The sequence below is a fragment of the Streptomyces capitiformicae genome (genome assembly GCF_002214185.1).
GTDB lineage: Bacteria > Actinomycetota > Actinomycetes > Streptomycetales > Streptomycetaceae > Streptomyces > Streptomyces capitiformicae.
Genome location: NZ_CP022161.1, coordinates 4,803,580 through 4,830,114 on the forward strand (window position 1 = coordinate 4,803,580; position 26,535 = coordinate 4,830,114).

The 26,535-nt window shown below is 68.3% G+C and carries 21 protein-coding genes and 2 pseudogenes; 10 read left to right on the forward strand and 13 right to left on the reverse strand.

Annotated elements, in window-relative coordinates; translation table 11 throughout:
* Window positions 1-180: 180 nt before the first annotated feature.
* The 3 genes from CES90_RS21410 to CES90_RS21420 all read right to left on the reverse strand — a co-directional run bounded on the left by CES90_RS21410 (window position 181) and on the right by CES90_RS21420 (window position 5,483).
* Complete coding sequence (locus CES90_RS21410) at window positions 181-3,066, reverse strand: glycoside hydrolase family 3 protein (RefSeq protein ID WP_208921433.1); 2,886 nt, start codon at window positions 3,064-3,066, stop codon at window positions 181-183.
* 83 nt (window positions 3,067-3,149) lie between these two features.
* Window positions 3,150-4,481 (reverse strand): aminotransferase class III-fold pyridoxal phosphate-dependent enzyme, encoded by a 1,332-nt coding sequence (locus tag CES90_RS21415; protein WP_189781584.1) that lies wholly within the window; start codon window positions 4,479-4,481, stop codon window positions 3,150-3,152.
* A gap of 15 nt (window positions 4,482-4,496) precedes the next feature.
* The gene (locus CES90_RS21420; protein ID WP_189781585.1) at window positions 4,497-5,483 is read right to left on the reverse strand and encodes a phosphotransferase enzyme family protein; all 987 of its coding nucleotides are present in this window, start codon (window positions 5,481-5,483) and stop codon (window positions 4,497-4,499) included.
* Between the two features lie 793 nt (window positions 5,484-6,276).
* Between CES90_RS21420 and CES90_RS21425 the strand changes: the two genes are divergently transcribed.
* The 6 genes from CES90_RS21425 to CES90_RS21450 all read left to right on the forward strand — a co-directional run bounded on the left by CES90_RS21425 (window position 6,277) and on the right by CES90_RS21450 (window position 15,059).
* Entirely contained in the window at window positions 6,277-8,106 is a 1,830-nt protein-coding gene (locus tag CES90_RS21425; protein WP_189781586.1) for an ABC transporter ATP-binding protein, read from the forward strand.
* On the forward strand, window positions 8,103-9,905 hold the full coding sequence (locus CES90_RS21430) for an ABC transporter ATP-binding protein (RefSeq protein ID WP_189781587.1): 1,803 nt from the start codon (window positions 8,103-8,105) through the stop codon (window positions 9,903-9,905). The genes CES90_RS21425 and CES90_RS21430 overlap by 4 nt, the downstream gene beginning before the upstream one ends.
* Before the next feature lie 105 nt (window positions 9,906-10,010).
* The gene (locus tag CES90_RS21435; RefSeq protein WP_189781588.1) at window positions 10,011-11,300 is read left to right on the forward strand and encodes a DegT/DnrJ/EryC1/StrS family aminotransferase; all 1,290 of its coding nucleotides are present in this window, start codon (window positions 10,011-10,013) and stop codon (window positions 11,298-11,300) included.
* Window positions 11,293-12,723: a glycosyltransferase family 4 protein gene (locus CES90_RS21440; RefSeq protein WP_189781589.1), complete on the forward strand. Its 1,431-nt coding sequence runs from the start codon at window positions 11,293-11,295 to the stop codon at window positions 12,721-12,723. Before CES90_RS21435 ends, CES90_RS21440 begins: the two co-directional genes overlap by 8 nt.
* Complete coding sequence (locus CES90_RS21445) at window positions 12,720-13,532, forward strand: PIG-L deacetylase family protein (RefSeq protein WP_189781590.1); 813 nt, start codon at window positions 12,720-12,722, stop codon at window positions 13,530-13,532. The genes CES90_RS21440 and CES90_RS21445 overlap by 4 nt, the downstream gene beginning before the upstream one ends.
* A 15-nt stretch (window positions 13,533-13,547) precedes the next feature.
* Window positions 13,548-15,059 (forward strand): GMC oxidoreductase, encoded by a 1,512-nt coding sequence (locus CES90_RS21450; protein WP_189781591.1) that lies wholly within the window; start codon window positions 13,548-13,550, stop codon window positions 15,057-15,059.
* A gap of 23 nt (window positions 15,060-15,082) precedes the next feature.
* Here the strand turns inward: CES90_RS21450 and CES90_RS21455 are convergent, their stop codons facing one another.
* The gene (locus tag CES90_RS21455; protein ID WP_308437839.1) at window positions 15,083-16,267 is read right to left on the reverse strand and encodes a DUF371 domain-containing protein; all 1,185 of its coding nucleotides are present in this window, start codon (window positions 16,265-16,267) and stop codon (window positions 15,083-15,085) included.
* A 67-nt stretch (window positions 16,268-16,334) separates the two neighbouring features.
* Here CES90_RS21455 and CES90_RS21460 point away from each other — a divergent pair, with 67 nt between their 5' ends.
* The gene (locus CES90_RS21460) at window positions 16,335-16,829 is read left to right on the forward strand and encodes a TrmH family RNA methyltransferase (RefSeq protein WP_189781593.1); all 495 of its coding nucleotides are present in this window, start codon (window positions 16,335-16,337) and stop codon (window positions 16,827-16,829) included.
* A gap of 139 nt (window positions 16,830-16,968) precedes the next feature.
* Window positions 16,969-17,719: pseudogene (locus tag CES90_RS21465) on the forward strand (transposase family protein).
* A 6-nt stretch (window positions 17,720-17,725) separates the two neighbouring features.
* Here the strand turns inward: CES90_RS21465 and CES90_RS21470 are convergent.
* Window positions 17,726-18,511, reverse strand: a complete 786-nt coding sequence (locus CES90_RS21470; RefSeq protein WP_229913674.1) for a class I SAM-dependent methyltransferase — start codon at window positions 18,509-18,511, stop codon at window positions 17,726-17,728.
* A gap of 189 nt (window positions 18,512-18,700) precedes the next feature.
* Here CES90_RS21470 and CES90_RS21475 point away from each other — a divergent pair, with 189 nt between their 5' ends.
* Window positions 18,701-18,997, forward strand: a complete 297-nt coding sequence (locus CES90_RS21475; RefSeq protein ID WP_189781594.1) for a hypothetical protein — start codon at window positions 18,701-18,703, stop codon at window positions 18,995-18,997.
* A gap of 766 nt (window positions 18,998-19,763) precedes the next feature.
* On the opposite strand, the gene CES90_RS21480 is transcribed toward CES90_RS21475, so the two are convergent.
* From CES90_RS21480 to glnA, 6 genes and pseudogenes are all read right to left on the reverse strand, one after another.
* Window positions 19,764-20,006: a hypothetical protein gene (locus CES90_RS21480; protein ID WP_189781595.1), complete on the reverse strand. Its 243-nt coding sequence runs from the start codon at window positions 20,004-20,006 to the stop codon at window positions 19,764-19,766.
* Between the two features lie 137 nt (window positions 20,007-20,143).
* Window positions 20,144-20,320 (reverse strand): annotated as a pseudogene (gene pspAB / locus CES90_RS21485) (PspA-associated protein PspAB); the annotation flags it as partial.
* A gap of 6 nt (window positions 20,321-20,326) precedes the next feature.
* A complete protein-coding gene (gene htpX / locus CES90_RS21490; RefSeq protein WP_189781596.1) occupies window positions 20,327-21,250 on the reverse strand; it encodes a zinc metalloprotease HtpX in 924 nt (307 codons plus the stop codon).
* 84 nt (window positions 21,251-21,334) lie between these two features.
* A complete protein-coding gene (locus tag CES90_RS21495) occupies window positions 21,335-22,768 on the reverse strand; it encodes a hypothetical protein (RefSeq protein WP_189781597.1) in 1,434 nt (477 codons plus the stop codon).
* Window positions 22,769-22,776: 8 nt separating this feature from the next.
* Window positions 22,777-23,034, reverse strand: coding sequence for an SCO2583/SCO2584 N-terminal domain-containing protein (locus tag CES90_RS21500; protein WP_189781598.1), 258 nt, complete (start codon window positions 23,032-23,034; stop codon window positions 22,777-22,779).
* 135 nt (window positions 23,035-23,169) lie between these two features.
* Window positions 23,170-24,579: a type I glutamate--ammonia ligase gene (gene glnA, locus CES90_RS21505; protein ID WP_189781599.1), complete on the reverse strand. Its 1,410-nt coding sequence runs from the start codon at window positions 24,577-24,579 to the stop codon at window positions 23,170-23,172.
* A 197-nt stretch (window positions 24,580-24,776) separates the two neighbouring features.
* Here glnA and CES90_RS21510 point away from each other — a divergent pair, with 197 nt between their 5' ends.
* The gene (locus CES90_RS21510) at window positions 24,777-25,244 is read left to right on the forward strand and encodes an RDD family protein (protein WP_189781600.1); all 468 of its coding nucleotides are present in this window, start codon (window positions 24,777-24,779) and stop codon (window positions 25,242-25,244) included.
* Between the two features lie 73 nt (window positions 25,245-25,317).
* Here the strand turns inward: CES90_RS21510 and CES90_RS21515 are convergent, their stop codons facing one another.
* The gene (locus CES90_RS21515) at window positions 25,318-26,019 is read right to left on the reverse strand and encodes a DUF4191 domain-containing protein (protein ID WP_189781601.1); all 702 of its coding nucleotides are present in this window, start codon (window positions 26,017-26,019) and stop codon (window positions 25,318-25,320) included.
* Window positions 26,020-26,178: 159 nt separating this feature from the next.
* Entirely contained in the window at window positions 26,179-26,382 is a 204-nt protein-coding gene (locus CES90_RS21520; protein WP_189781602.1) for an SCO2195 family GlnR-regulated protein, read from the reverse strand.
* Window positions 26,383-26,535: the final 153 nt, after the last annotated feature.

A 26,535-nucleotide genomic window follows, 5' to 3' on the forward strand; every position in this document is an offset into this window, starting at 1 on the left:
TACCGGCCCTCGAGATCGGTCCGGTGCGACGTCGTGATGGTGTGCGCCTCTTCGATGTGCCGGATCGAGCGCGGCCAACGGGCAGCGTCATCATCGGTGAAGCCGATGCCGTCAACATGGGTCGTCACAGTGGTTACTCCCACACCTTGTGTCCAGCGTGCCAAGTGGATGGATCGGTGCTCACATGTCGAGCCGGGGCGCCTGTGGGGAGTCGTCGCGCAGGAACCTCAGGTCCCGCAGGCACAGACCGGAAGCGCCGAACACCACATACAGGTCGTGCACTCCGGCGACCGGAACGGTCCGCACCGTCACCTCGTTCCAGGCGTACCGGTCAGCCGCACCCTTGACGGTGACCGTCGCGAGGACCTCACCGCTCAACCGGTCGTCAAGCACCAGCGACACGTCCGCTTCCTGGTCGTGCGTGCTGGACAGCCGCATGACGCAACCGTGCACACCGGTACCGAAATCGACACCGCGGAAGGCGACCCAGTCGCTCTCGACGGTCGCCAACACCGCGTCGCCCGTCTCCTTGGTCGCGTCCACCGGCCGTACGGCGCCGCGATCGTCCGCTGAGAAGGCGGGCATCGGCTGCGACGCGTCCCACGGCGGTATGTGCTCCCCCTCGACCTCCAGCCGGGCGGTCAGTCTGATGTCCGAGCTGGAGCGCCCGACGAGGACATCGTGACAGGCCGCCTCGACGACCGGACGACCCCGTGTGGCGTCCCAGAAGGCGAGGTCCGTCGCCGGGATGTCGAAGCTCACACGGCGGCGTTCCCCGGCCGGTACGGGCACGCGCCGGAAGGCCCGCAGACGGCGCAGTGGCTGCTTGACCCGCGACCGGGACTGCCGCGTGTAGACCTGCACGACCTCGTCGCTGTCCAGGCCGCCGGTGTTGGCTATCTCGAAGCTGATGGTGACGGTGCCGTCCGAGGGGATCTGGTCGGCTGACATCCGCAGGTCCGCATAGGTGAAAGAAGAGTACGTCAGCCCGTGCCCGAACGGGTAGAGCGGGGTGCCGCGGAAGTACTGGTAGGTGCTCTCCGCGGTGATGACGTCGTACTCCAGCAGGTCCGGCAGATCGGCGACGTCGGCGTACCAGGTCTGGGTGAGCCGACCCGCAGGAGCGGCGTCGCCGAAGAGCACGTCGGCCATGGCCCTTCCCGCTTCCTGGCCGCCATGGCAGGACCAGAGGATCGCCGGGACGTGCGCGTCGGCCCAGTTGACAGCGCATGGATATCCGGTGACGAGGATCAGCACCGTACGGGGGTCGACGGCGTGAACCGCACGCAGCAGCGCTTCCTGCGCGGGGGACAGCCGCAAGTCGGACCGGTCGTCGTCCTCCCGTCCGTTGATGAGCGGGTGGTTGCCCATGACCACCACGGTCATGTCCGCCTCACGGGCGGCCGCCACAGCCGCCTCGACTCCGCTGCTGACCCTGTCGATGACGAATCCGGTGGCGTGCCGGGCGCTGTCCGCGCCCAGGCGCGCGACCCCGTCGTCGTCGACACGGACATAGCGACCTGTCGCGCAGTGGCGGAGCACGGTGACGTCGCCTCGTGCCTCCGGGACGAAGGTCTCCTGGACGCGCCACCCTCCGGGCTGCGCGGACGCGCTGACGAGCGCCCCGGACTCGTTGGGGGCCAGGTACCGGCCGTGGGCCACCGAACGCAGGGTGACGATGCCGTTGCCCCAGTCCGCGAGATCGAACCGGGCGGCGGCCTCGCCGCTGTCCCGCCCGACTGTCAACCCTGTGCCGTCCGGACCGCCGGCGGTGGTCAGGCAGTCACCTGTGGGCGCGCAGCGGATGACGACCCGGTCGATGCCCTCTGCGAACGTCACCTCAGCGTCCGGAAGATGCTCCGCGATGCCCCGCACGATCGAAACGGAGTAGGGCAGTGTTCCGCTGTACCAGTCCGTGTGGACCTGATCCGCCGTCGGGCCGATCACAGCGATACGGCGGATGCGACCGGGATCGAGCGGCAGTACCCCGTCGTCGTTCCGCAACAGCACCGTGGCCTGCCTGGCCGCTTCCCGGGCCAGGGCCTGGTGCTCCGGGCTGTTGATCACGTCGGTCGGGGTGTCCTCGTACGGGCACCAGCCGGGCGGATCGAACTCGCCGAGCCGGAACCGGACCCTCAGGGCCCGCCGGACCGCGTTGTCCACGTCGGCCACGTCGATGAGGCCGAGGCGGAGCGCTTCGGCAAGCCGCTCGATCGTAGGGTCCGCCAGGTCACGGTTGTCGGTGAAACTGTCGATGCCCGCCTTGAGCAGCGCCGCGTGGCCCGTCACGTGGTCCGGGTAGTAGTGCTGCTGGGTCACGACATGGGATGGAGCCGTCGCATCGCTCACGATGAACAGTTCGTCGTCCGTCCACTTCCGGACCACCTCGTTGATGAGGGGCGACAGATGCGTCGGGCGCCCGTTGACCGCATTGTACGAGCACATGATGCCCTCGGCCGCGCCCTGCGCGATGGCCGTTCGGTAGGCCGGCAGCTCGTACTCATGGAGCACCCGGGGCGGCAGGTTGCTCGACGTCGACTCGCAGTCGGTCTCGTTGTTGTACGCGAGGAAGTGCTTGAGGACCGGCGCCGTGCGCAGATGCGTGGGGTGGTCACCGCGCAGCCCCCACGCGTACGCGGCGCCCATCTCGGCGGTCAGATACGGATCTTCGGAGTACCCCTCCTCGTTACGGCCCCAGCGCGGATCGCGCAGTGGGTTCACCACGGGGCCCCACACGTTCAGCCCCACCCTGTCCGGCTCCCGGTTGTGCAGTCCTCGGACCTCGTCACCGACTGCCGCCCCGACAGAGCGGACGAGGTCGGTGTTCCAACTGCTCGCCAAACCGATGGCCTGAGGGAACACCGTGGCTTCTCCGAGCCATGCCAGGCCGTGGAGCACCTCAGTGCCGGTGACGAACCGCCCCATCCCGAGCCGGGGAACCGGCGCCTGATACTGGTGCAGCAGCCCGAGTTTCTCTTCGAGCGTGAGTTGCGCCAACAGGTCCGCCACCCGTTCGTTCAGCGGCCGCGAGGGATCTCTGAACGCCTTGTCCGAATGACTGCTCACAGTTCGACTCCGTTTCCGGGACGCACCCGCCACGATGGATGGACCGCGATCCTCCGGGACCCCTTCCGGGCTTCCCGGTGCCGTCATGGCGAGGGCGGAAGCTCCTTGATCTGGTTCACCAGCGTCCACATGTCCGGGATCTCATCCACCGCGCGGCGGTAATCCATCAGGCCGCCCGTCTCGTTCAGGCACCGGAGGTCACGTGCCTCGGGGCTCGGCTCGGACCAGCCCTGGAACGCCGCTGGTGTGGAGGCTTCCAGTTCCGCCAGCGCCTCCCCGGCCACGTCAAGAGCGAACTGCACGTCCTCCAGGGTGTGGGCGGCCGTCACGATCTGCCGGTCGAAGCGATGGAACAGCACGCCGCGGCACAGGCACGACCAGTAGAAGGCCTGTCCGAGATCTTCGTCCTCGAAGACGATGTGGAAGTCGCTGCCGACGCGGAAGGCGTCAGCCCGGACACCCGCGGACCTGAACAGAGCCCCGAGCCCTTCCATCAGAGCCGTACCGACGTGGTCCAGCACCGCGGGCACGTTGTCCCGGACGAAGACGTCGAGTGTCGCCACGGCCGCCGCCAGGGGGGTGACCTCACTGTTGAAGGTGCCCCACATATGGGTCTTGTCGCGCTGCTCGATCAGCTCGGCCCGGCCCACGACAGCGCTGATCGCGTGGCCGTTCGCGAGTCCCTTGCTGAGCGTGGTCATCTCCGGGGTTATGCCGGACGAGGACTGGAATCCTCCCATGCCGTACCGGAACCCGGTCACGACCTCGTCGAAGATGAGAATCACGCCTTTTCGGCTGGTCAGTTCCCGCAGCTCGGCGAAGTACTCGTGGGGGAAGAAGTTGAGGTCGGGGGTGACGATGACACAGGCGACGTCGCCGGCGTACCGGTCCAGAAGCAGTTCGAGGAGATTGAGGTTGTAGGCGAAGTCGATGTGCGTCGGGTCTTCCATGCGGAACTGGGGGAACATCTGCAGGTGCCAGTCGTGCCAGCCGTGGTATCCGCTGGTGAGGACGGTCCGCCGACCGGTGGCCATGCGTGCGAGCCGTATGGCCGCTGTTGTCGCCTCCGACCCGGTGCGGAAGAACAGTGCCCTCTCGGCCGACGGGAACATGTTCGTCAGCCGTTCCGCCACCTCGAAGAGGAGCGGAGAGGTGGTGGTGGGGAACATGGAGCCCACGTCGTTTATCGCCGCAATGGTCGCCGCAGACACCTCCGGGTGGCGGTGCCCCAGCAGCACGGCGCCGGTGGAAGCCGTCAGATCCAGGTAGCGGTTGCCCTCGAGGTCGGTGACGTAGCCGCCGAGACCGCTCGCGACGACGAAGGGAAACGTTCCGTCAAGGTCTGGGCGAGTGGACGAGACGACCTTGCGGGAGCGCTCCATCAAGCTCTCGGACTTCGGCCAGCTGGAGAACACGAGGGCCTGCCTTTCTCATGGTCGGGTCACGGCTGATGACAGAGAGGGGACGTCCTCGACGAGTGCCGACAGGTGACCCAGCTGGTCCGCGAGGTCGGAAGGCAACTCGAATTCGGGGTCGTCGATGTCGAGACAGGAAAGACCGGTCGCGATCACCGCGACGGTCATCTGGCGGGGGAAATCCTCGCGCTCCGCTGGAGTCAGCTCGATGAGCGAGCGGTATCCGTCGAAAAGCGCCTGTGCCCGCTGAAGTGCCCACTCGGTCCGGATGGCATGCTGACCCGTGAGGTCCGGATCGAACCCGGCGGTGATCGCCATCGCGTGGACGAGGTCGAAGATGCGGTGTCCCCACCGGGCGTCATCGAAGTCGATGAGCCTGAGGAAGCCCTCGCCGGTGCGGACGGTGTTCGCCAGTGCGGTGTCGCCGTGCAGGTAGGACCCCACGAGCCCCCCGGCCGGGCCGTCCTGCGGAAGGTCGCGCACTTTCCGGCGCAACTCGGCGAGCCGGGCGGCGGCCGGTGACCCGTGGGCGGCCCGGGGCCGGCAGTACCGGTCGATGTAGTCCCCCAGGCCCGCCGGGTCGTCGGGGGTCCACCGGTACCGGCACCGAGGGCGGTCCCGGGAGCCTGGGGGCATCCCGGCGACGCTCAGGTGGAAGAGCGCCAGGGTACGGCCGAACTCCTCGGCGTCACCGTCGGTCGGCAGGCGGCCCTCGACCCACCCCTGTACCTCGAAATACCTTCCCTGGTGGATGACCCCGTCGTCCCCCGCCTGGGTGCTGAGCAGTGGGGAGACGGGACCGCCCGCCCGCTGCGACCAGCGATGGACCGCGAGATGTACCGGCCAGTCCTCCGAAGAAAGGTAATGAGCCTTCTCCTTGATGAGGAAGTGGTAACCGGTGGCTGTGCGGCAGTGCAGACGCAACGTCTGTCCCCAGAGGCCGAGATCGTCGATAACCTCGGCCCCGGATAATTCGTACTGCTCGGCAACGGACGCGGCCATTCGGTGATCTGCGGGTGAGAGCGCCGACCGGCGCCCCGTACTCACCACGTCGCTCAATTTCTCGTCCCCGTTTCGTTGTTCCACTGCGTCTCACGCACAAAGAAAAAGGATGACTTGGTGGAAGCGCTTCGCAAATATAATGAAACATTAATCGAAGCGCTTCGAAAGCGTAACTCGGGGTCAGTTTCATGTCAACCCCTTTACTCTTGTGTGGCCGGGCGCCGTCCGAATCTCGTGTCGTCTGGCATCGAAGGGCCGCCCGCACCTGCGGGCATAGTGAGCGCAAGCTTGTGTGTCGGGGCAAAAAGGGTGCCGACTCGAAGTGTAAAGAATCGGTGTGTAAAGAGCTGGTCTGTGCAGGAAGGCCCCTGTTCACGGATCGGTGCGCCGCCACTGATCCGGTGAAATCATGCCCGCCCTTTCAAAGTCCTTGACTCGGTCCTGACTGTGACCTAGCATCCTGCGACGTCGAAGCGCTTCGATGCCTGAGTCGTCTTGATGCGCGGAGGTCGGAGGCGAGCGTCCCGCAGTGGCTGCGGAAGGACGAGCCCCGGATGTTCCCGTGGAAATCGAGCAGTCGATGATTATGTATTCCGATGGCTTGCCAGGCTATTCGGGGTATAGGTACGGTATTCAATCGGCTCGATGAGTTGACATCGATTGCCGCCGTTCGACCAACGGTGCGGCGAGTTCTTGCCGCGGAACGGGGGACTGAGTGCTTTTACATTGGAGAGAGAGCGTCGCTGACCGCGTGGCCCTGCTCGGCGCTCTCCCTGGCGCGGGTACGCCTCTGATGCTGGCGATCGCCGGCATTCTGCTCGTCCAGAATGCCGTGCCTGCGGTGACGGCCGTGGCGACTGCCGAACTCATCAGCGCCTCGCAAGGCGTCTCCGACGCCTCGGGACCGCAGACCTGGCTGGTGGCTCCGCTGGCCTTCTTCGTGCTAACGGTGCTGATCGGTCACGCGCTCGACGCGTTCCTGCCCCCGTTGACCTTTCTGGCCAAGTCCAGGATCGACGGTGCGCACAGGGCGAGGGTCAGCCGGCTGATGGTTTCCACCCCGACCATCGCCGCTCTGGAGGACCCCCACGTCCAGGACCTGGTACGGCTGTCAGCCGCTGAGCCGAGCAACTGGACGGAGGAGACCCCGGGCGGTGGGGCTGTCGCCCAGCTGACCCTGATCGCCCGGTACCTCGGCGTCGCGGCCTCCGCCGCGGTGCTCGCGACCTACGCGTGGTGGACGGTTCCCGTGATGGTCCTGCCGGTCCTGGCCGGCCGCGCGGTACGTCGGCGGCAGCTCGTCCGCATCAATAAGGTGTGGGCCGCCGGTCTGGGGGAGGGGCGTCGCGCGGGCTACTGGCAGGACGTCCTCACCAATGCGGCCGACAGCAAGGAAGTCCGGGTGTTCGGCTACGGCGAGTGGGCCCTTGAGCGAAGGCTCGGGCACCTGACGGCCATGCTCGCACCCGCCTGGCGTCTTCAACTGGCGGCCGCGAGGGCCCAGTGGATCAGTTTCCTCCTCCATGCCGCCCCGCTCATCGTGGTGTACGTGGCCGTTATCGCCGGAACCGTCGGCGGGGACCAGACAGTGGGAACAGCCGCTGCGGTGATGTCCGCGGGATACGCCGTCATCCTGAGCATCGGCAGCGTGTACGAGGCGTCCGACATCGAAGGATCGATCCCCGTTCTGAGGGCGTACAGGGAGCTGCGGGCGATCGTGGGTCGTGCGGCTTCGACCGATGCCGGGACATCCGAGGACGGTCCTGTGAGCAGCGGCGACGAGAGCGGTGCTTCTCCTGGGTCCGACCGCCCGGGCGGTCAGGCGCCGCTCATCGAGTTCGACGGGGTGTCCTTCCGGTACCCGGGCAGCGAGCGGTTCGTCCTGGAAGGTTTCGACCTGCGGATACGGCCGGGAGAAACACTCGCGATCGTGGGCGTGAACGGGGCGGGCAAATCGACGCTGGCAAAGCTGCTGGCGGGCCTGTACGAACCGACGAGCGGACGTATCACCGCCGATGGGGGGCCGATCGACCACGACGGCATCGAGGCGTTCCGCAGGCAGATCTCCGTGGTGTTCCAGGATTTTGTCAGGTACCAGCTGACCGCGCGGGAGAACGTGGCGCTGGGAGACGGTGCGGTGCGCCGGGACGACGCCGCGATCGACGCGGCGGCTGCCGAAGCCGGTCTCGGAGATGTCGTGGAGCGTCTGCCCGCGGGCTGGCAGACTCCGCTGTCCCGGTCGAGGAGTGACGGTGTCGACCTCTCCGGGGGGCAATGGCAGCAGGTCGCCCTCGCCCGTGCGCTCTACTCGGTAGGGGTCGGCGCGAAAATCCTCGTACTCGACGAACCGACGGCGCACCTCGACGTGCGCACCGAACAGGGCCTGTTCAACCGGCTGATGGACGCCGCGCGGCATGTCACGGTGGTGCTGATCAGCCATCGTCTCGCGACAGTCCGCCGGGCCGACCGGATCGTCGTGCTCGACGGGGGGAGGGTCACCGAGTCCGGTTCACACGACGAACTCATGGCCCTGGGCGGCACCTACGCCGAGATGTACACCATTCAGGCTGAGCGCTTCGTCCGCGGATTCGACGACCGTGCCGAGGCAGGTGAGCTGGTGTGAACCGCTACCTGGTTCTCTGGGCGAGCCTGCTGAAACTCAGCTGGAAGCAACGGCCTGGTTTTCTGACGCTGTTCCTGTTTTGTCAGGTGCTTGACATCGCTGCCCTCGCCTTCACGGGGCTGGCGCTCCGTGACGCGATCGACGCGGCGCAACGGGGCGTTCTCGCGTCGAGCATCATCGCCGCGACCACCGCCGCCGTCTGCTACGCCGCCACAAGTGTGCTGCGAGGGGTGGCCCAGACGCTACGTCTGCAGGCCATCGAGCGGATCGGCGTCGCCGAGCTCGACACCCTGATCATGCGGTACATCGTCGGCGTCGAGGGAATCGAACATCTGGAGCGCCCACAGTTCCTCGATCGGATCACGGTGCTGCGGGGAGCCGGGTGGGGGGTCATGGACTCCACCTGGGGTGTGGTCGAGGCCGTTCTCTCCACCGTCAGGCTGGCGGTCCTGCTGCTCCTGCTCAACACCGTCGATCCATGGCTGCTCACGCTGCTGCCCTTCGCCGCGGTGCCCCTGTGGTTGGACAAGCGGGGCCAGGGCGCGGTGGCGAAGGCCGAAGTCGCCACGGCGGAAGCGATGCGCTTGCAGAAGCACCTCTTCACATTGCTGACGACCGCCGGCCCGGGCAAGGAGCTGCGCATCACAAGCGCCGGGGGAGAGCTGGCGCGGCGTCAGACAGCGGCCTGGGACGAGGCTGTCGAGGCGCGGTTTCGGGCCCAGCTCGCCTCCGCGGGCTGGAAGCTCTGCGGTTGGGTGATCTTCATGCTCGGGTACGCGGCGGCACTCGCGTTCGTCGTGCGACAGGCCCTGACCGCCGGAGGCTCCGCGGGCGACATCGTTTTGACCGTCACCGTCGCGACGACCCTCCGGTCGGCCGTCCAGCAGACCGTGTCCAGGTCCGCCGAGGTGGCCTCGTACAAGCGGCTGCTCGATCCCTTCCTGTGGCTGCGCGATTACGTGGCGCGCGAGAAGGCAGCCCGGCCCGTCACCGGCGTACCCGTTCCCCGGCGGATAGAGAAGGGCATCGCATTCGACCGGGTGAGCTATATGTACCCCGGTACGAAGCACCCGGCGGTCGATGAAGTCACCATCGACCTGCCGGCCGGGTCGGTCGTGGCGGTGGTCGGTGAGTATGGCTCCGGGAAGACGACCCTGGTCAAGCTGCTGTGCAAGTATTACCGGCCGGACGAAGGAAAGATAACGGTCGACGGCAATGACCTGACGAGCCTGAACGCGGCCGACTGGTGGGAACGGCTCAGCGTCGCCTTCCAGGACTTCGGACGGTACCGCACGACCTTCGGCGAAGCCGTGGGCCTGGGCGACCTGCCGAACAAGGACGACTCTGACCGGATCCTCGCCGCCTTGCGGGCCGCCGATGCCGAGCACCTGCCGTCGCGGCTCGTGAACGGCCTGCGGACCCAGCTCGGCAAGGAATTCGGCGGCACCGACCTGTCCGAGGGGCAATGGCAGAAGACCGCGCTCGCCCGCGCCTCCATGCGGGAAGCACCCGTCATGGTGGTGCTCGACGAGCCGACCGCATCACTCGACGCGCCCAGTGAGCAGACCGTCTTCGAGACCTACATGCGGAACGCCCGTGACCTGGCGCAGAAAACGGGTGCGGTCACCGTGGTCGTGTCCCACAGGTTCTCCACCGTGGCCGGCGCCGACCTGATCCTCGTGATGCGCCGCGGCCGACTGGTAGAGCACGGCTCGCACGAAGAATTGATGGCGCTCGGCGGCAGCTACGCGGAGCTGTATTCGATCCAGGAAAAGGCGTATTCGCTGCCGCAGAGCTGACCGGGCCGGCCGAGCGGTTCTGCTGCGCACCCGTGTGTCGCGAGGACAACGGGGCGTGTCAGTCCCCTGTCCCTGAGTGGCATCAGCCGATGAGAGAGGAATGCGATGGAACGTCTGGCAATAAGGGGCGGCCAGCCCGTCCGGGCCCAGGGCGCATGGCCGGTCTGGCCACAGTTCGACGAGGGGACAAGGGCAGCGCTGTTGGACGCCGTCGAGTCGTCGCGGTGGACGGTGAGCTGGCCGAGCCGCCTCGGTAGACCGGCCCTGGAACGCACGTTCGCCGAGCAGTTCGCGCGCTATCACGGCGTGCCCCACTGCGTGGCGGTGGATCACGGGTCCAGCGCCCTGGTCGTCGCTCTGGAGGCGCTGGACATCGGCCCGGGTGACGAGGTCGTCGTCCCCGCGGTCACCTGGGTTGCGACCGCCAGTGCCGTACTGCGAGTCGGAGCTCTCCCGGTCATCGCCGACGTGGACCCCGAGACCGGATGCCTGTCGCCGGACACCGTGCGGGCCGCGCTCTCCCCCCGAACCAGGGCGGTGATCGCCGTGCATCTAGCCTGCACCGTCGCCGACATCGACGGACTGCTGCAGCTGACTGAGGCGCGGGGAATCGGGCTGATCGAGGACTGCGCGCAGGCACACGGCGCTCTGTGGCGCGGCCGCCCCGTCGGGACCTTCGGAGCGCTGGGCACGTTCAGCTTCCAGCAGGGCAAGGTGCTCAGCGGCGGGGAGGGGGGCGCTGTGATCACCTCGGACGAGAAGCTCTACCGCCGGGCTCAGGAACTGCGCGCCGATTCACGCACCTACGCGCCTGTGCACGTGGCACCGGGAGAGATGGAGATCGTCCAGTCCGGCACTGTCATCGGTGCGAACTACTGCTTGTCCGACCTGCACTCCGCGATCCTCATCGACCAGCTGCCGCGGCTCGACGCACAACACGAGCACCGGGCGGCGATGGCCGAACGACTCCTCGCGAGCCTCGCGAAGCTGGGTGACTTCACCGGTATACCCGTACCCCCCGAGTGCGACCGGCGGTCCGTCTACAAGTTCGGCGTCCGGTTCCGGCCGGGGACCTTCGGGTCGGCTTCCGTCGCCGAGGTCGCGCAGGCGCTCTCGGCGGAGCTCGACAGAGCTGTCTATCCGGCGGACGATCCGCTCTACCGCAATGTGCTCTTCCGGCCGGAGACTAAGGCCCGCTTCTCCGGCATCTGGACCGAGAGCGGGCGTCGGCAAGCCGTCGAGCGGCCGTACCCCGGGGCCGAGACTTACCACGCGACGACCCTGCTGTTCCACCACTCCGCGCTGCTCGCCGATCAGGGTGCCATGGACGACATCGCCGAGGCCTTCGCCAAGGTCCAGCGGCTCACCGACCAACTGGAAACAGTCAGTGGCTGAGCAGAACTTCCAGGACCGGCCCGAGCCGGAGCCCGTACCGTGGCCCGAGGACGCCGTCGGCGCGGCCGCTGCCCCGGCGTCAGGCGACGAGCTCCGGCCCGCCGCCGGAGTCCTGCGGCTCTCGCCCTACTACTACTTCACCGATCGGGAGCTCACTCGTCGCGAGCTGCAGTACGAGCCGATCGGCGGAATGCAGGTCCAGATCACCCAGACGACCGAGGATGTGGACTCCCTGGGAGTACCGCAGACCGTGCTGCTGCCCCGCCGACCCGGCCAGCCGCGCCGGCTGCGGCTCGGCCGACACTCGGAGGCCAGACTCCTGCGGCTGCCCATCGCACCGATCCGCACGAGGTCGAAGGGATATATGGGGCTGCTCATCTCCTGGGGCCTGGCGGTCGTCGCATGGTGCCTGGTGCAGCGAGTGCGACGGCGGGACCGGGCGTGGAGTCTGATCCACGTGCACTGCAGTGAGCTGCCGTGGACGTTCCTGGTCGCCCTCGCAGCCGGCTGGATTCTCCGACGGCCCGTGATGCTGACCGTCCACTGCAGCGCGATCGTCACCTTCCATCCGGAGACGTTCGCGGGGCACCTGCTCATCGGGCCAGCCCGCATCGCGGAGCGGTACGCTCTGGCCAAGGCCACCGTGGTGGTCGTTCTCACCGACCGGATCCGCCGGGAGTACGTGGCTCGCGGCCTGGTCAGCCCCTCTCGGGTACGGGTCGTGCCGGACGGTGTGCGGCTGGGCCAATTCGTGCCGCCGTCCGCCCCGGCCGAGGCGGACGAGCCGCCCGGCGCCCCAGGGGAAGCGGATACCCCGATCGTTCTCTACTGCGGACGGTTCGCTCCCGAGAAAGGATGGTACGACTTCGTCGCCGCCGCCGACGAGCTGTCGAATCGGCGCGCGTTCACGGGCTTGTTCGTGATGTGCGGGGACGGCAACGAACTTCCGCACTGTCGCACCGAGCTGACCCGGCGCGGGCTGAGCGACCGCGTCCGGCTCCTGGGCCATCTGGACCGCCCGGAGGTCGCGGCGCTGATGCAGACGGTCCAGGTGGTCGTCATACCCTCGCGCCACGAGGAACTCGGCGGCACGGTCCTGGAAGCGCTCGCCGCGAGCCGGGCCGTTGTGGCGACCAGGGTGGGCGGACTGCCGGAGGTCATCCGGGACGGCGAGACGGGCCTTCTGGTCTCGCCACGGGAGCCCGAGCTCATCGCCGATGCCGTACTCCGGCTGGCACGTGATCCGCAATCCCGGGCACGATTCGGGAAGGCTGGCCGTGACTACGTTCTCAGCAGGTTCGACGCAACCGCGGTCGCGCGGCAGCTCGGTGCGCTTTACGCGGAGATCGGCGAGCCTGCTCCGGCGCGGGTGGAACCGGCCGGTTCCGCGGACCCCCGACGCGGTTCCCAGGAGTCCGCATGATGATCTCTCCGCTGCTGGCGCGCTCGGCCCTGTTCGTCTCGCCGCACTGGGACGACGCGGTGCTCTCTGCGGGCGGGCTGCTCGCCGGCCGAGCCGACGCAGACCTCGCCAACACCTTGCTCACGGTGTTCGCCAAGGTCCCGGAGCCGCCGTTCTCGGAGTTCGCGCGTTCTTTCCATCGTGCGTGCGGCCTTGGAGACGACGAAGTCCAGGTACGCGTGACCGAGGACCGGGCCGCGGCCACGGTGCTCCGAGCGCGGCTGGTGCACGGTGACATTCTCGACGCGATCTACCGGCGCGAAGCGAGGGGCAACTGGCTGTACGACGGCGAGGGCAAGACGTTCGCGCCCCGTGCCGCGGAGGACGACGTGATGTCCGATGTGCGCGCGCTGGTCGCCAAGACGGTGCGCGAGACGTCGCCGGACCTCATTCTGGCTCCGCGCGCCATCGGCGATCACGTCGACCACGTCCTGGTACGCGAAGCCGCTGTGTCGGTCGGCCACGAGCAGGGAATTCCGGTCCTGCAGTGGGAGGACCAGCCCTACGCATTGCGTCAGCACAGGATCCTTGCGCCCGGGGGAGTCGACGTGGCCATCGGCGAGACCGCGTGGTCCCGGAGAATTGCCGCCACGGAGGCCTACGCCTCCCAGCTGCGGATGCTGTTCCGGCCGGAGGAGGACTGGGCGGAAGAGCTCGGCCGGTACGCCCGGAGCCTGAGCCCGGCAGACCAGAAGGTCGAGAGGTACTGGTCGGCAGAGGCCGGTGCCTGCGGTTCGGCGCCCGTTCCCGATGATCCGTCAGTTCAATGAAAGCGAGGCCGGTCAGTGGCACCTCGGATCCACGATGTGTGCGTCATCGGCAGTGGCGCCTCGGGCGCGGTGGTAGCCGGCCGGCTCGCGGCGGCCGGCTCCGACGTCGTTGTCATCGAACAAGGCGGCCACGTCGCGCCGGGGACATACCTGCACGAGTTGATCCCGGGCTTCGAGACCGCACGGGCGAGGACCGTTGAGGGCGCGTGGGTCGAGCACGGCTACCCGTGGACGGCTTGCGTGGTGGGCGGTGGAACCAGGTTCTACGCGGGGATCTCCATGCGCTTCCGGCCGGTCGACTTCCGCGCCGATCCTCATCTGGTGCCGGACGCCCTGCCGGCCCGGTGGCCTTTCGAGTACTCCGAGCTGATGCCGCACTATGAGCAGGTCGAGCGGTGGATCGGCGTCTCCCGGTCCTGTGACGACCCCGCCCTGCCGCCGCTGTCGCCGGGGCCGTTGCCGCCGCATCAACCGGGGCCACGAGGCCGTCTGCTCGAGGCAGCGGCCAGTAGCCTCGGCCTGTGTCCCTTCCCCACACCGGTCACCGCCCACAGTGTTCCGTACGCCGGAGCGCCGGCTTGCGAGAGCCTCACACCCTGTACGGACTTCTCCTGCCCGATCGGCGCCAAAGGGGACGTCTACCAGCGCATCCTCGCTCCGAACCTGACGCGACCGAACCTGCGCCTGCACGTCGGCTGCAAAGCTGTCAGGCTCGTCGAGTCGTCACCGGGCAAGGTGACAGCGGTCGAGTGCCTGGACCTCGGCAACGGCACTCGGCGCACCTTCCACGCCCGGACCTTCGTCGTCGCGGGGAACGCCGTGCAGACTGCGGCTCTGCTGCTACGTTCCCGCTCTCGGTACTCCCCCGACGGCCTGGGCAACAGTGGGGACATGGTCGGGCGAGGCCTCTGTTTCAAGGTCAGCCAGAACGTGACCGGCCACCTGGACGCCGCTCCACCCGGGAACCCGGACGGACGAGTAGAGCGCTACTCCAGTGTCGTGCTCACCGATTTCTACCTGGACCCGGAGTGCCCGACCGGCCTCGGGGGACTCGTTCTCGAGGCCAACCACAGCGATCCGGTGCGAGCCGCGGACAGCCGGGTGCTGCGACTCGAGTGTCTGCTGGCGGACCAACCCATATGGTCGAACAGGGTGACCCTGAACTGGGCCGCGCTCGATCGCCACGGCCTGCCCCGGCTCGTCATGGACTACCGCCCTCATCCGGTGGATCTCGATCGGCTGCGGTACGTGCGGACAAGAGCGACGGAGATCCTCAAGGCAGCCGGCGCCACCGAAATCCACAACGAGCCGCTCGATTTCACCCTCGGCAGCGCTCATCTGCACGGCACCTGTCGCATGGGGACGGACCCGGCGGTCTCCGTTTGTACCCCCGATGGAGCTCTGCGCGGAGCCGAGAACGTCTACATCGGCGACGGCGCCGTGATGCCGTTCCCGAGTGGGATCAATCCGACCCTGACCATCCAGGCGCTGGCCCACCGCCTGGCCGGGCGGCTGCTCTCGCTCTGAGCCAGTCCTCCCCGTCCTGGTGGTCAGGTGGTCGCGGAGCCCGCCTCCGCGTCCCCTCTGCCGGGAGATTCGCTGAGGGCGTCGTAGACGTCACGCCGGCTGATCCCGAACGGACGAAGCACCGTGCTCAGGGTCCGGGCGGTGACACCCTGTTCGACCAGCAGGGGAAGCAGGGGCCGGAGGTCGACGTGCCAGGCAGCCAGTCGTTGGGGCGCCAGCACGAACACCTCCTCGGCCAAGCTGTCGCGCCCGCTGGACCGGACCGCCTGGGAGAGCGATATCCATGTGACCCCATGGCCGACGTCCGGTGGACCGGACGGAACGGCGATCCGACGCTCGTCGGAGGAGGAGCCCAGGAGCCCAGCGAGCACGTCGAGGTCGGCGGCGGGGGCCCTGAACACGGCGGGGACCGGCGCCGACCGCAACAGCGCGGCGAACGGTGAGGAGGAGAGCATGCGCCGGTCGACCTGGCCGAGCTGGATCACCGGCGCGGCCGGCAGGCCCGCCGCCAGCAGGACCGCTGTGGTCCCGGTCGCGTCGTTGACCACCTCGAACCGGGCTCCGCGCCCGGCCGCCGCGGCCAGCCAGGCGCTGGCCGCTGATGGGATCCGTTCCAGCGAGGCGGAGGTGACGACCTTGACCATCCCGCCCTGGTCCAGGGCCGCTCCCGCCTCGTCCGGTATGCGACCGGTGTCGAGAGCCACCGAAGCGTCCGCGTTCCGCCACAGATGCCCCAGCCGGCCTGACGGTTCGGGCTGGTCGCGGTAGCCCACCAGGATGAGCGGCTGACGTGGCCCCGTCTCGGTGAGCGTCAAGGTCAGCCGGCTCGCCGGGTCACTCATGGCGGCGACGAGGTCCCGGTCGAGCGTGCTTGCCACCACAGTGCTTCGCACCGCGAAGGTGTCCGAGGTGGCGTGGTCGCTGCGCCGCAGGACCAGCCGGTCGGTCACCGAGTGCTGAGGGTTGACCACCGCGGATCCGGTCACCGTGTGCCCGCCAGCCGACAGTCTGACGGCGACCGGACCACGCAGGAGTGTCAGCTCCCCGTCGTCGAAGGCGGCGCCGACGCCGATGACACATGTCGCCCGTGGCGTGATGTCCGGCTCGCTGGTGATCTCCAGCGTCTTGGCGTGAATCGCCCGCACGTTCCCGTGACCCCTGGCGTGGATCTTCACTTGCCTGCTCGTGGCTGGGTAGGTTGTTTCCACAGGTCATGCTAACAAGCGGGCCAGTAGTCGGCGTTGGGGTAAGGGTGCTCCGAGTAGACTGTCCGACATGTTCGAACACCTTCGCCACAAACCGGGGTCCTCATTGCTCCGCAAGCGTGAGCTCGTGATTGCATGCGCACCGTTCCGTAGTCGCGTCAATCTGTCGAGCATTGTGCGTACAGCCGGGTGTTGCGGAGTGGAGAAGATCATCGCGTGCGGCAGTGCGAAAGTCGATCAGAAGATCGCACGAGATGGTGGCGAGCGCGTCGACATCGAGCTGCGCAGAACCCTTCCTCCGGTGCTGAGGAAATTTCGGGAAGAAGGATACATGGTGGTCGCGCTGGAGCAGGCCACTAATTCGAAAAGCCTGCATGAATTCAGCTTCCCGCGCAAGTCAGTCATTGTCCTGGGAAATGAGCGGACCGGGCTGAAGGAAGAAGAGCTCGAATGCGTGGATGAGTGCGTTGAGATTCCCGTGTGGGGATTTCCGCACAGCTACAACGTCGCGACGGCCGGCGCGATGGCGATGTACGAGTACTGCCGACAGTACCCGACAGGATGATTCCGGGCCATCCGCCGGATCGCTGAGCTTCTTCGAGCCGGCCACCGATCAGGTGACGGTCCACGAAGCGCAACGGACGAGGCCCCCGGGCTGTTGATCGAGATGTCTGACGTCTCAACCACGCTGCTCGGGAGCTTCGTTGGTCATCTACCCTGCCGCACTCGACCTGCCCCATGCGCTCGTGGAGTGGGTCACCATGCTCGTCGTCACCCGTGAGGGCGACCGGCGCTGCAAGCTCCGCCCGTCTCAGCGCGGGATGGTGGCACTGGTGTACCTGCGCGAATACACGACTCTGGCGAAGATCGCTGCCGGGTTCGGGATCAGAGAGTCCACCGCCCCGCCTGCACCAGCGCGGTCATCCACCTGCTCGCCGAACGTGCGCCGGGTCTGCTGAAGGTCCTGCGCGATGGCGATGTGGACTTCGTCCTGCTGGACGGCACTCTCGCCGAGTGCGACCGGGTCGGCGACGGTCGGGGCCGACTACTCCCACTCAAGCACCGTCGGCACGGGGCGAACGTGCAGGTGGTCACTGATTCGGGCGGCCGGTTGCTGCGGCTCTCACCCGCGCTGCCGGGCCGTGCTCACGACCTGACCGCTGCCCGCACCCACCGGATCATCCGCATCTGGGAGCGCCAGGGCGTCCCCATCCTGGCCGATCTCGCCTACCAGAGCGGCGGCCCCTGGGTGAGTACCGGCATCAACGCAGGCACCTGCCGGAACTCACCCTCACCGAGAAGACCGTCAACCGGGCTCTGGCCGCGGCACGGGCGCCGGTCGAGCGCGGCGTCGCGCGCCTGAAGTCCTGGCGGATCTTCCACAGATCCCGATGCAGTCCAAACCGCGTGACGTCAATCGCCAAGGCCACCCTCACCCTGGAGCGGCAACGCTGAAGAAGCTCACTGTTCCGGCTCGGTCACGACGGCCGCGAGGTGCGCGAGGACCTCGGAACTGGACGACTCCAGCCTGCGGGCCCACGAGGACGAGACAGCCGCCCCTTCCTCGCCCTTGACGAGCTGGAATCGGGTGATCTTCCATCCGCACTGCGAGGTTCTGCCGGCGAGTACCTCTTCGACGTACGGCCGGGTCAGCTCCGGAAGTCCCTGGATGTCGCGGGGCACTGGTTCGCGCCAGATACTGGTGCCGACCGTCGCTGTCAGGGTCGCGTTCGATTTGGCAACGGCCCGCAGTCCGCTCCAGATGTCGTGGTCCCCCCTCACCAGACCGTGGAGCAGTTTCCCCCAGGGCATCAGTACCAGCAGTTCGTCGGCGACCGAGATCAGTTCCTGGGGAGGCATTTCGATCGAGGCGTTCACAAGGATCAGGTTTGACGCACCCCCTTTCACCGCCTTCCGCCGGCTGCGGACACTCGTCTGCGACATTCGTTGCCAGGCGGGGTCCAGGCCCACGACGAGCCATCCAGGGTTCTCTCTGGCAGTTCGGTAAGCAGTCCGGGCGTCGCCCGTCCCGACGTCAATGATGACTCGCGAACTGTCCAGTACCAGCTGCCGGAATTCATCTTCGGACATGGTGCCGAGCTTCTTACCCTGTACGATCTGCATAACGGCCAGTACTTTCTTTTTGGTGGCTCCGTGGACGGCTCCCTTGGGCGTCGGCGTCTGTTCGGTGCGGATTCCATGCCCCGTGGCCAGCCCATGCGGTGTCCGCTGAGCATGCTCCCTCATCTCTGAGGAGCTTGGCCAACCGGCCTCCCGCCGCCGGGGCCGGGGCACCGACGCCGCCCGTAGCACGTGCTCAGCGACGTCAATCCGAGCGATGGTTCGCTGCTCTCCTGGTGTGGCATTGTAGTGTTAAGTGCCCCGGTTTTTTTCTTGTTGGCCTGAGAGGGTGGCACGACAGGAGAGCCGTTCCGCATGACCAGCAAGAACACCGCCGGTATAGACCCGCCGCAAAGCCGCGGCGTCGTTTGCCGAGTACGACGCTGCGCTCAAGGGCGAGAAGGGCGCCGTGAGCGCCTGTACGACTCCCATGTCAAGGAGTGGCGGGTCGCCCAGGATGCTGGCGGACTGGGCGCCCTGGCCGACCGCTGCACTGCGGGCGTCCGGCCGAAGCGGCCGACGGCCTCGGCCGGCGGCCGACCGCCGGCCGACGGCCTCGGCCTCGGCCGGCGGCCGACGGCCTCGGCCGAAGCGGTCGGCGGCCGAGGCTGAAAACGAGAAGCTGCGGCGGCGGATCGAGCGTCTGCAGAAGGAGGTGGAGAAGCGGGACGCCGCGCTGGATGTGCTGGGAAATGGGGTAAAGCTCTTGGAACCGTTCTCCGAGGGCGCGGACTGTCGTACCTCCTGGAATCCCACCTCGTCGATCTACTCAAGGAGTTGAATGAGCTGGTCGGTATCGTGACAGGCTGTCGGCCCACCGGCCGATCGCGCGCAACCCACCACCGCTGGCTGAAACCGAAGACGCCGCGGGCCGCTCGCCTCCGCGCTGTCGGACGATGAGTGGTACAGCCTGCTCACGCTGGTGAACGGCCCGCGCTACGCGAAGCCGGCGCCCGCGCAGATCTGAGCCCGCGAGCTGGACGAGGGCCGCTACCACTGCTCGATCCGCACCATGTATCGAGGCCGGGCAGTCGGGCGAGGCCACCCACCCCGCCAAGACCGTGCCCGAACTGGTCACCACCGCGCCGTCCCAGGTCTTCACCTGGGGCTTCACCAAGCTCACTGGGTCGGCCAAGGGCGTCAGCTGTGAGCGCACCCTCGGAGAGCAGGATTAGAAGCCGTTGATGCCCCTATGAGTGGTGTGCATCGTGAATTCGCAGGTCACGGATCTGGTGTGAGTGACGGCTCGGGTACTCGCGCTGGTCGGTGGCCGATGACCATGGTGTAGATCATCGGGCGGTTCTGGTTCCGGTGGGATGCCGGGTTTGGCTGCGCCCGCGACCGACCCCCGCCTACGATCCGTCAGCAGGTCGGCACGCTATGAGATCGCGGGGGCTGCGGGATGCAGGAGCGGCAGTGGATCACCGCTCGCCGGAGCGAGCTGGACGCTCTCGCCGAGCAGTTGACCAAGCAGCTTCAGGAAGTCCAGGTCGAGCGGGACGAACTGGCGATCGCGGAGCGGGTGTTGAACTGCCTGGCCGAGCAGGTCCAAGCCGACGCCGAGTCTGTCGTTCCGGCAAAGGCGCAGGTGGCCGGGCGGGCGGTCCTGCTCATTCCGCACCGCAGCGACGCGGCCGACGAGGGCGCACTGCCCGGCGATTACCGCCAGATCCCTGGCGATCGTACGGGCCGCGGACGGCCCGGTCAGGTCAGGGCGGTGGGCGAGGAGCTGGGATTTGAGGTGGCGGTGCGCGGGAACCGTCGTACGTCCTCGAAGGCTGCGCCCTCGACAGAGGCGAAGCACACGGCGCCCGTTCCGGTCGGGGTGAGGGAGGCCGCCGCCAGGGTGACCGCGGCCGACGGCAGGGCGAAGAGCCGGTCGAGGTCGGGCGGGACGGGCTTCGTACGGCCGAGGATGACGTCCAGGAGTCCCATGCCCGCTCAGCCCGCCTTCCCGGATCCGGGCGGGGCCGACTGGCCCAACTCCACGGAGATCCGGCCCAGTTGTGCCAGCCGCTGCTCCAGTGGCGGATGGGTGGCGAAGAACCGCGACAGCTGTGGACGGCTGCCCAGCGCGGGGGTGAAGTAGAACGCGTTGAAGGCCTGCTGCGTCCGCAGGTCCCGGGTCGGGATGCGCGCGATGTCCCCGGTGACCTTGGTCAGCGCGGAGGCGAGTGCCGAGGGCCGCCCGGTGAGCAGGGCGCCCGCCCGGTCGGCGGCCAGCTCGCGGTAGCGGGACAGCACCCGGATGAGCAGGAAGCTCAGCGCGTACACGGCCGCCGAGATCCCCAGGACCGCGCTGAACACGACGGCGGTGTTCTGGTCCCGCCGGCCGCCGAACATGTGCGAGTAGAACGCGAACCGTACGACGAGCCCGGCGATCACCCCGAGGAACGAGGCGATCGTCATCACGGCGACATCCCGGTGCGCCACATGCGACAGCTCGTGCGCGAGCACGCCCTCCAACTCGTCCGGCTCCAGCCGCGCGAGCAGCCCGGTCGTCACGCACAGCACCGCGTGATCGGCGTTCCGCCCGGTCGCGAACGCGTTCGGCATCTCCATGTCCGCCACCGCGACCTGAGGCTTCGGCACATCCGCCACCGCACACAGCCGGTCCACCACCCCGTGCAGCCGTGGATACTCCTCCCGCTCCACGATCCGCCCGCGCATCGCGTACAGCGCGATCCGATCGGAGAACCAGAACTGCGCGGCCAGGAACCCCGCCGCGATCACCACGACCAGCACCCACGACTTCAGCAGCGCCACCAGCGCGGCCACGAACAGCACGTACAGCAACCCGAGCAGAAACATCGTGACCGTCATCCGAACGGTCAGCCGCGGATCACTGCGGAACCGGTTGGACATCCGCACCACCCCGCACTCAGGCAGCCGCTGGTCCCCGACTTCCATTGTGCGCCTGCCTTCGCCCTGCTCAGGCGCCTCTCCCGATCAGCCGCCGAGTCCCGCCAGCCGCTTCCGCTGCCGCAGCACGTAGTCGCTGAACAGATGCCGGCCGCGATCGAGCAGCTCACCCACCTCCGGGTCCCCGTGGCGTACGTCCGCCGACGGGAACCAGCCCTGCACGGACTGCCCGGCCCACGCCCGCAGCTTGTCGTCCGGGTCGTCCAGTACGGCCACGGCCGCCCGCAGCCGCACCACCCCGCCACAGGCGTCCAGCAGCCGGAAGGCGGCCACGCGCGTGTGCCGGGCCCGCCCGGCCCCGAGCCGCTCCATCAGCCACTCGGCGGGCAGCCGGCCCGCCGACGGCAGCAGGGCGGTGGTCGCCTCGCGTACGACCCCGGGCGCGGGATCGTCGAGCAGGGGTCGCAGCCGCCGTACGTCGGACACGTCCAGCAGCCGCAGGGCCGCCACCGCCCGGGCGCGCACCGCGGGCGCCGGGTGGGCGAGCAGCGGCCACAGCAGCTCGGCGTCCGCCCGCTCCCCGCACTCGGCGAGCCCGACGACGGCCCCGGGCCGCAGCGCCGGATCGTCCGGCGCCGAGCACCAGGCCCGATGCACGGGCAGCGGATCGGTCCCGTACTGCCGTACGACATACCGCGCACAGGCCCGCACCAGCGCCGACCGATCGGCCAGGAACTCCACCGCCCGCTCGGGCCGCCGCGCCCGCCGCAGCGCGGTGACCCCGGCGGAGCGGGCGCGGGGATTGCGGGCGCTGAGCAGCGGTTCGAGCACGCCGTCGTACGGCCCCTCCGGTACGCCGGCGGCCAGCGCGGCGTCCGCGCACAGGTTCTGGACGACGGCGTCCTCGTCGCGGGCGGCGGCGCGGGCCAGCTCGGCGGGGGAGAGGAGCCGCTCCTCGACGACGAGCCGGTACCCGAAGCGGCGTACGGCACGGTCGGGGTCGGCGAGGAGGGGTGCGAGCCGGTCCAGTGGGGCCCGGCGCAGGAGCTCGTCGAGCAGCGCGACGGCGAAAGCCCCCCGCCCGCGGCGGCCGACGAGCAGGATCAGCGGCGCCAGGGCGAGGACGGCGCCCACGTCGAGCGCCTCGCGCAACAGGGTGCGGGCACGCTCACGCACCGGCTCGGCCCAGTCGGCGGCACGGACGACCACCAGCGGCAACAAATCCGGGTACGCCATGGCCGGCCGCAGCGCCGCCTCGCGGACCCGTCCGTCGCGATGGCACAGGGCGAGCGCGAGCCGACCCTCGCCGAGCTCCTTACGACGCGAAAGGACGCCGAGCCGCCCGCGTCGCCCCTCGACCTCGTCCCGCGTGGGCAGCAGCTCCCGACCGAGCCGGCAACGGACACCCGCGTCCAGGTCGAGCCAGGCGCCGGGCGCGGTGACCTCGACCGCGTCCCGCAGCGGCACGCCCTGCGCGAGTTTCCGCGCCGCTTCGCCCCCGCTCCGAACGTCTTCCCGCACGTCCGGCCTCAGTACGACGACCGATAGTTGATGTACCCGATCAGCGCGATCAGGCCCGCCACGCACCCGAACACGATCACCGTCGACACCCACGACGACCGCCGCGGCCCCACCGGATCGGGATCGGCCCGGAACGGCTGCGGCGCGGGCGGGTTCTCCTTCCAGCGCGCGGCCAGCATCCGGGCCCGCGCGGAGGGCTCCTTGTGCTCGGCGTTGTCGGCCCACCTGAGGTCGAACTCCCGCTCGCTGTCGTCCTGTTCGGACATCTCCGTATCTCCCCGTAGCGATTCATGGCACTGCTCGAACAGCAGTCCACGGAACCATACGACGGCGCCCCCGCCCTGAGAAACAGGAACGGGGGCGCCGACGGAAGAGCGACCGCTTACCGGCCTAGGCGTCGATCACACGTCGAAGTACAGCTCGAACTCGTGCGGGTGCGGACGCAGCTGGAGCGGAGCGATCTCGTTGGCGCGCTTGTACTCGATCCACGTCTCGATCAGGTCGGACGTGAAGACGTCACCGGCGAGCAGGAACTCGTGGTCGCGCTCGAGGGAGTCGAGGACGGCCGGGAGGGAGGTCGGGACCTGCGGAACGCCCGCGTGCTCCTCGGGGGCGAGCTCGTAGAGGTCCTTGTCGATCGGCTCGGCCGGCTCGATCTTGTTCTTGATGCCGTCCAGGCCCGCGAGGAGCAGAGCCGAGAAGGCGAGGTACGGGTTGCCGGAGGAGTCGGGTGCGCGGAACTCGACGCGCTTGGCCTTCGGGTTCGAACCCGTGATCGGGATACGCATGGCCGCAGAGCGGTTGCGCTGCGAGTACACCAGGTTGACCGGGGCCTCGAAGCCCGGCACCAGACGGTGGTACGAGTTCACCGTCGGGTTGGTGAACGCCAGCAGCGACGGGGCGTGCTTGAGGATGCCGCCGATGTAGTAGCGGGCGGTGTCCGACAGGCCCGCGTAACCGGCCTCGTCGTAGAACAGCGGGTCGCCGTTGCTCCACAGCGACTGGTGGACGTGCATGCCCGAGCCGTTGTCACCGAAGATCGGCTTCGGCATGAAGGTCGCGGTCTTGCCGTTGCGCCAGGCCACGTTCTTCACGATGTACTTGAAGAGCTGGAGGTCGTCGGCGGCGGCGAGCAGCGTGTTGAACTTGTAGTTGATCTCGGCCTGGCCGGCGGTGCCCACCTCGTGGTGCTGACGCTCGACCTTCAGGCCGGACTTCTCCAGCTCCAGGGAGATCTCGGCACGCAGGTCGGCGAAGTGGTCGACCGGCGGGACCGGGAAGTAACCGCCCTTGTAGCGGACCTTGTAACCGCGGTTGTCCTCCAGCGCACCGGTGTTCCAGGCGCCCGCCTCGGAGTCGATGTGGTAGAAGGACTCGTTCGACGAGGTGGCGAAGCGCACGCTGTCGAAGACGTAGAACTCGGCCTCGGGACCGAAGTACGCGGTGTCGGCGATACCGGTGGAGGCCAGGTACGCCTCGGCCTTCTTCGCCACGTTCCGCGGGTCACGGGAGTACTGCTCGCCCGTGATCGGGTCGTGGATGAAGAAGTTGATGTTGACCGTCTTGTCCTTGCGGAACGGGTCGACACGCGCGGTGGACAGGTCGGCGCGCAGCGCCATGTCGGACTCGTGGATGGCCTGGAAGCCGCGGATCGAGGAGCCGTCGAAGGCCAGCTCCTCGGCCGGGTCGAAGGCCTCAGCCGGCACTGTGAAGTGCTGCATCACACCCGGCAGGTCGCAGAAGCGGACGTCGATGAACTTGACGTCCTTGTCCGCGATGAACTTCTTGGCCTCGTCGGCGTTCTGGAACATCCAGCTCCTCCTACTCCCGACCGTCCCGCCGGGGTGGTAGTTCGTTCGTGCGGCCAGTGCGGTGGCACACGCTGCCTTCGACACTAGGGACGCGTGGTTTCTCGTACGTGACCCATTTGTTTCGCTCAAGTTAATCGGACATCCTGCCCCGCCCCCCACCTGTCCATATGTCAAAACGGTCGCAGTACCGTGGTCGGGTGGACAAGAGGCAAGCAATCGGTTCGTGGCTCTCCGGCCCCCGCGCGGCCGCGGAAGAGGCGGGTGTCGACTTCGGATACCGGGGTGAACAGCTCGGTCTGCCGGAGGAGGGGCCGGGCTCCATCGCCCGCCCCGGCCGGCGCCTCGGCGCACTGGCCGTCGACTGGGGGCTGTGCCTCTTGATCGCATACGGTTTGATCACCGACGGCTACGATCAGGCGACCAGTAACTGGGCCCTGCTCATCTTCTTCCTGCTCCACGCCCTGACGCTGGGCACGGTCGGCTTCACTCCGGGTAAGCGCCTCTTCGGCCTCCGCGTGGTCGCCCAGGACACCGGCGCCGTGAACCCCCTGCGCGCCCTCATCCGTACGGTCCTCCTCTGCCTCGCGATCCCCGCCCTGGTCTGGGACCGCGACGGGCGGGGGCTGCACGACCGGCTGGCGCGGACGGTCGAGGTCAGGATCTGAGGCGGATTTCGGGAGTGCGACGAAGGGGCGCCCGGATCACTCCGGGCGCCCCTTCGTCGTAGCAGGGGAGGAATCAGCGGGCCTTCGGGCCGCCCTTCGGCATGCGCATGCCCTTAGGCATAGGACCCTTTGGCAATGGCATGTTGCTCATGAGATCCCCCATGGCACGCAGCCGGTCGTTGGTGGCGGTCACCTGGGGGCCGGAGAGGACGCGGGGCAGCTTCAGCATGGTCGTGCGGAGCTTCTTCAGCTCGACCTGGCCCTCGCCGGTGCCCACGACGAGGTCGTGCACCGGCACGTCCGCCACGATCCGGGCCATCTTCTTCTTCTCGGCGGCCAGCAGGCCCTTGACCCGGTTCGGGTTGCCCTCGGCGACCAGGACGATGCCGGCCTTGCCGACGGCCCGGTGCACCACGTCCTGGCTGCGGTTCATCGCCACCGCCGGAGTGGTGGTCCAGCCGCGGCCCACGTTGTCCAGTACCGCCGCGGCGGCACCCGGCTGGCCCTCCATCTGCCCGAACGCGGCACGCTCGGCCCGGCGTCCGAAGACGATCGCCGTCGCGAGGAACGCGATCAGGAGGCCGAAGATACCGAGATAGATGGGGTGACCGATCAAGAAACCGATCGCGAGGAAGACACCGAAGGTGATGATTCCGATAGCCGCGAGTACAAGACCGATCTTCTTGTCGGCCCTGCGGGTCATCTTGTACGTGAGGGCGATCTGCTTGAGTCGCCCGGGGTTCGCAGCGTCCGCTGCGGTTTCCTTCCTCGCCATGGCACGAAGTCTACGTGCCAGGCAAAGCGAGGACGACGGCGGTGCCGGTGGGGACCGGTGACCGGCGAAACGCTGGGGAGCGGCGCCGGGCGGCGGCGGTACCGGGGTGGAGCGGGCGGTGACGCGAGCGGTGGAGCGGTGGAGCGGTGAGGCGGTGGGTTACGACAGGCGTGCGGAGACGGCCTCTTCGAGGACGCGCTCGGCCTCGACACGGTCCTTGGCGCGGCGGCGGTCCTCCAGGACGGAGGTCCAGGCGTTGCGACGGGCGGTGCGCTGGCCGCCGCTCATGAGCAGCGACTCGACGGCACGGAGTGCATCGGTGAACGACGGGATGGCGGTGGCGCGTACGGGCGCGGCCTGCATGATGTAGGTCCCCCCTCGGGAGTGGTGCTCTGGTGAGAGCTGTACCGGGTGTAAAACCAGGGTCACTGATTGGTGTTACCAGGGCGTGACCGACCGGTCAAACACCAATGAAACCTTGATGGGCGCCCCTTAAACCCCGACGCGGCCCCGACA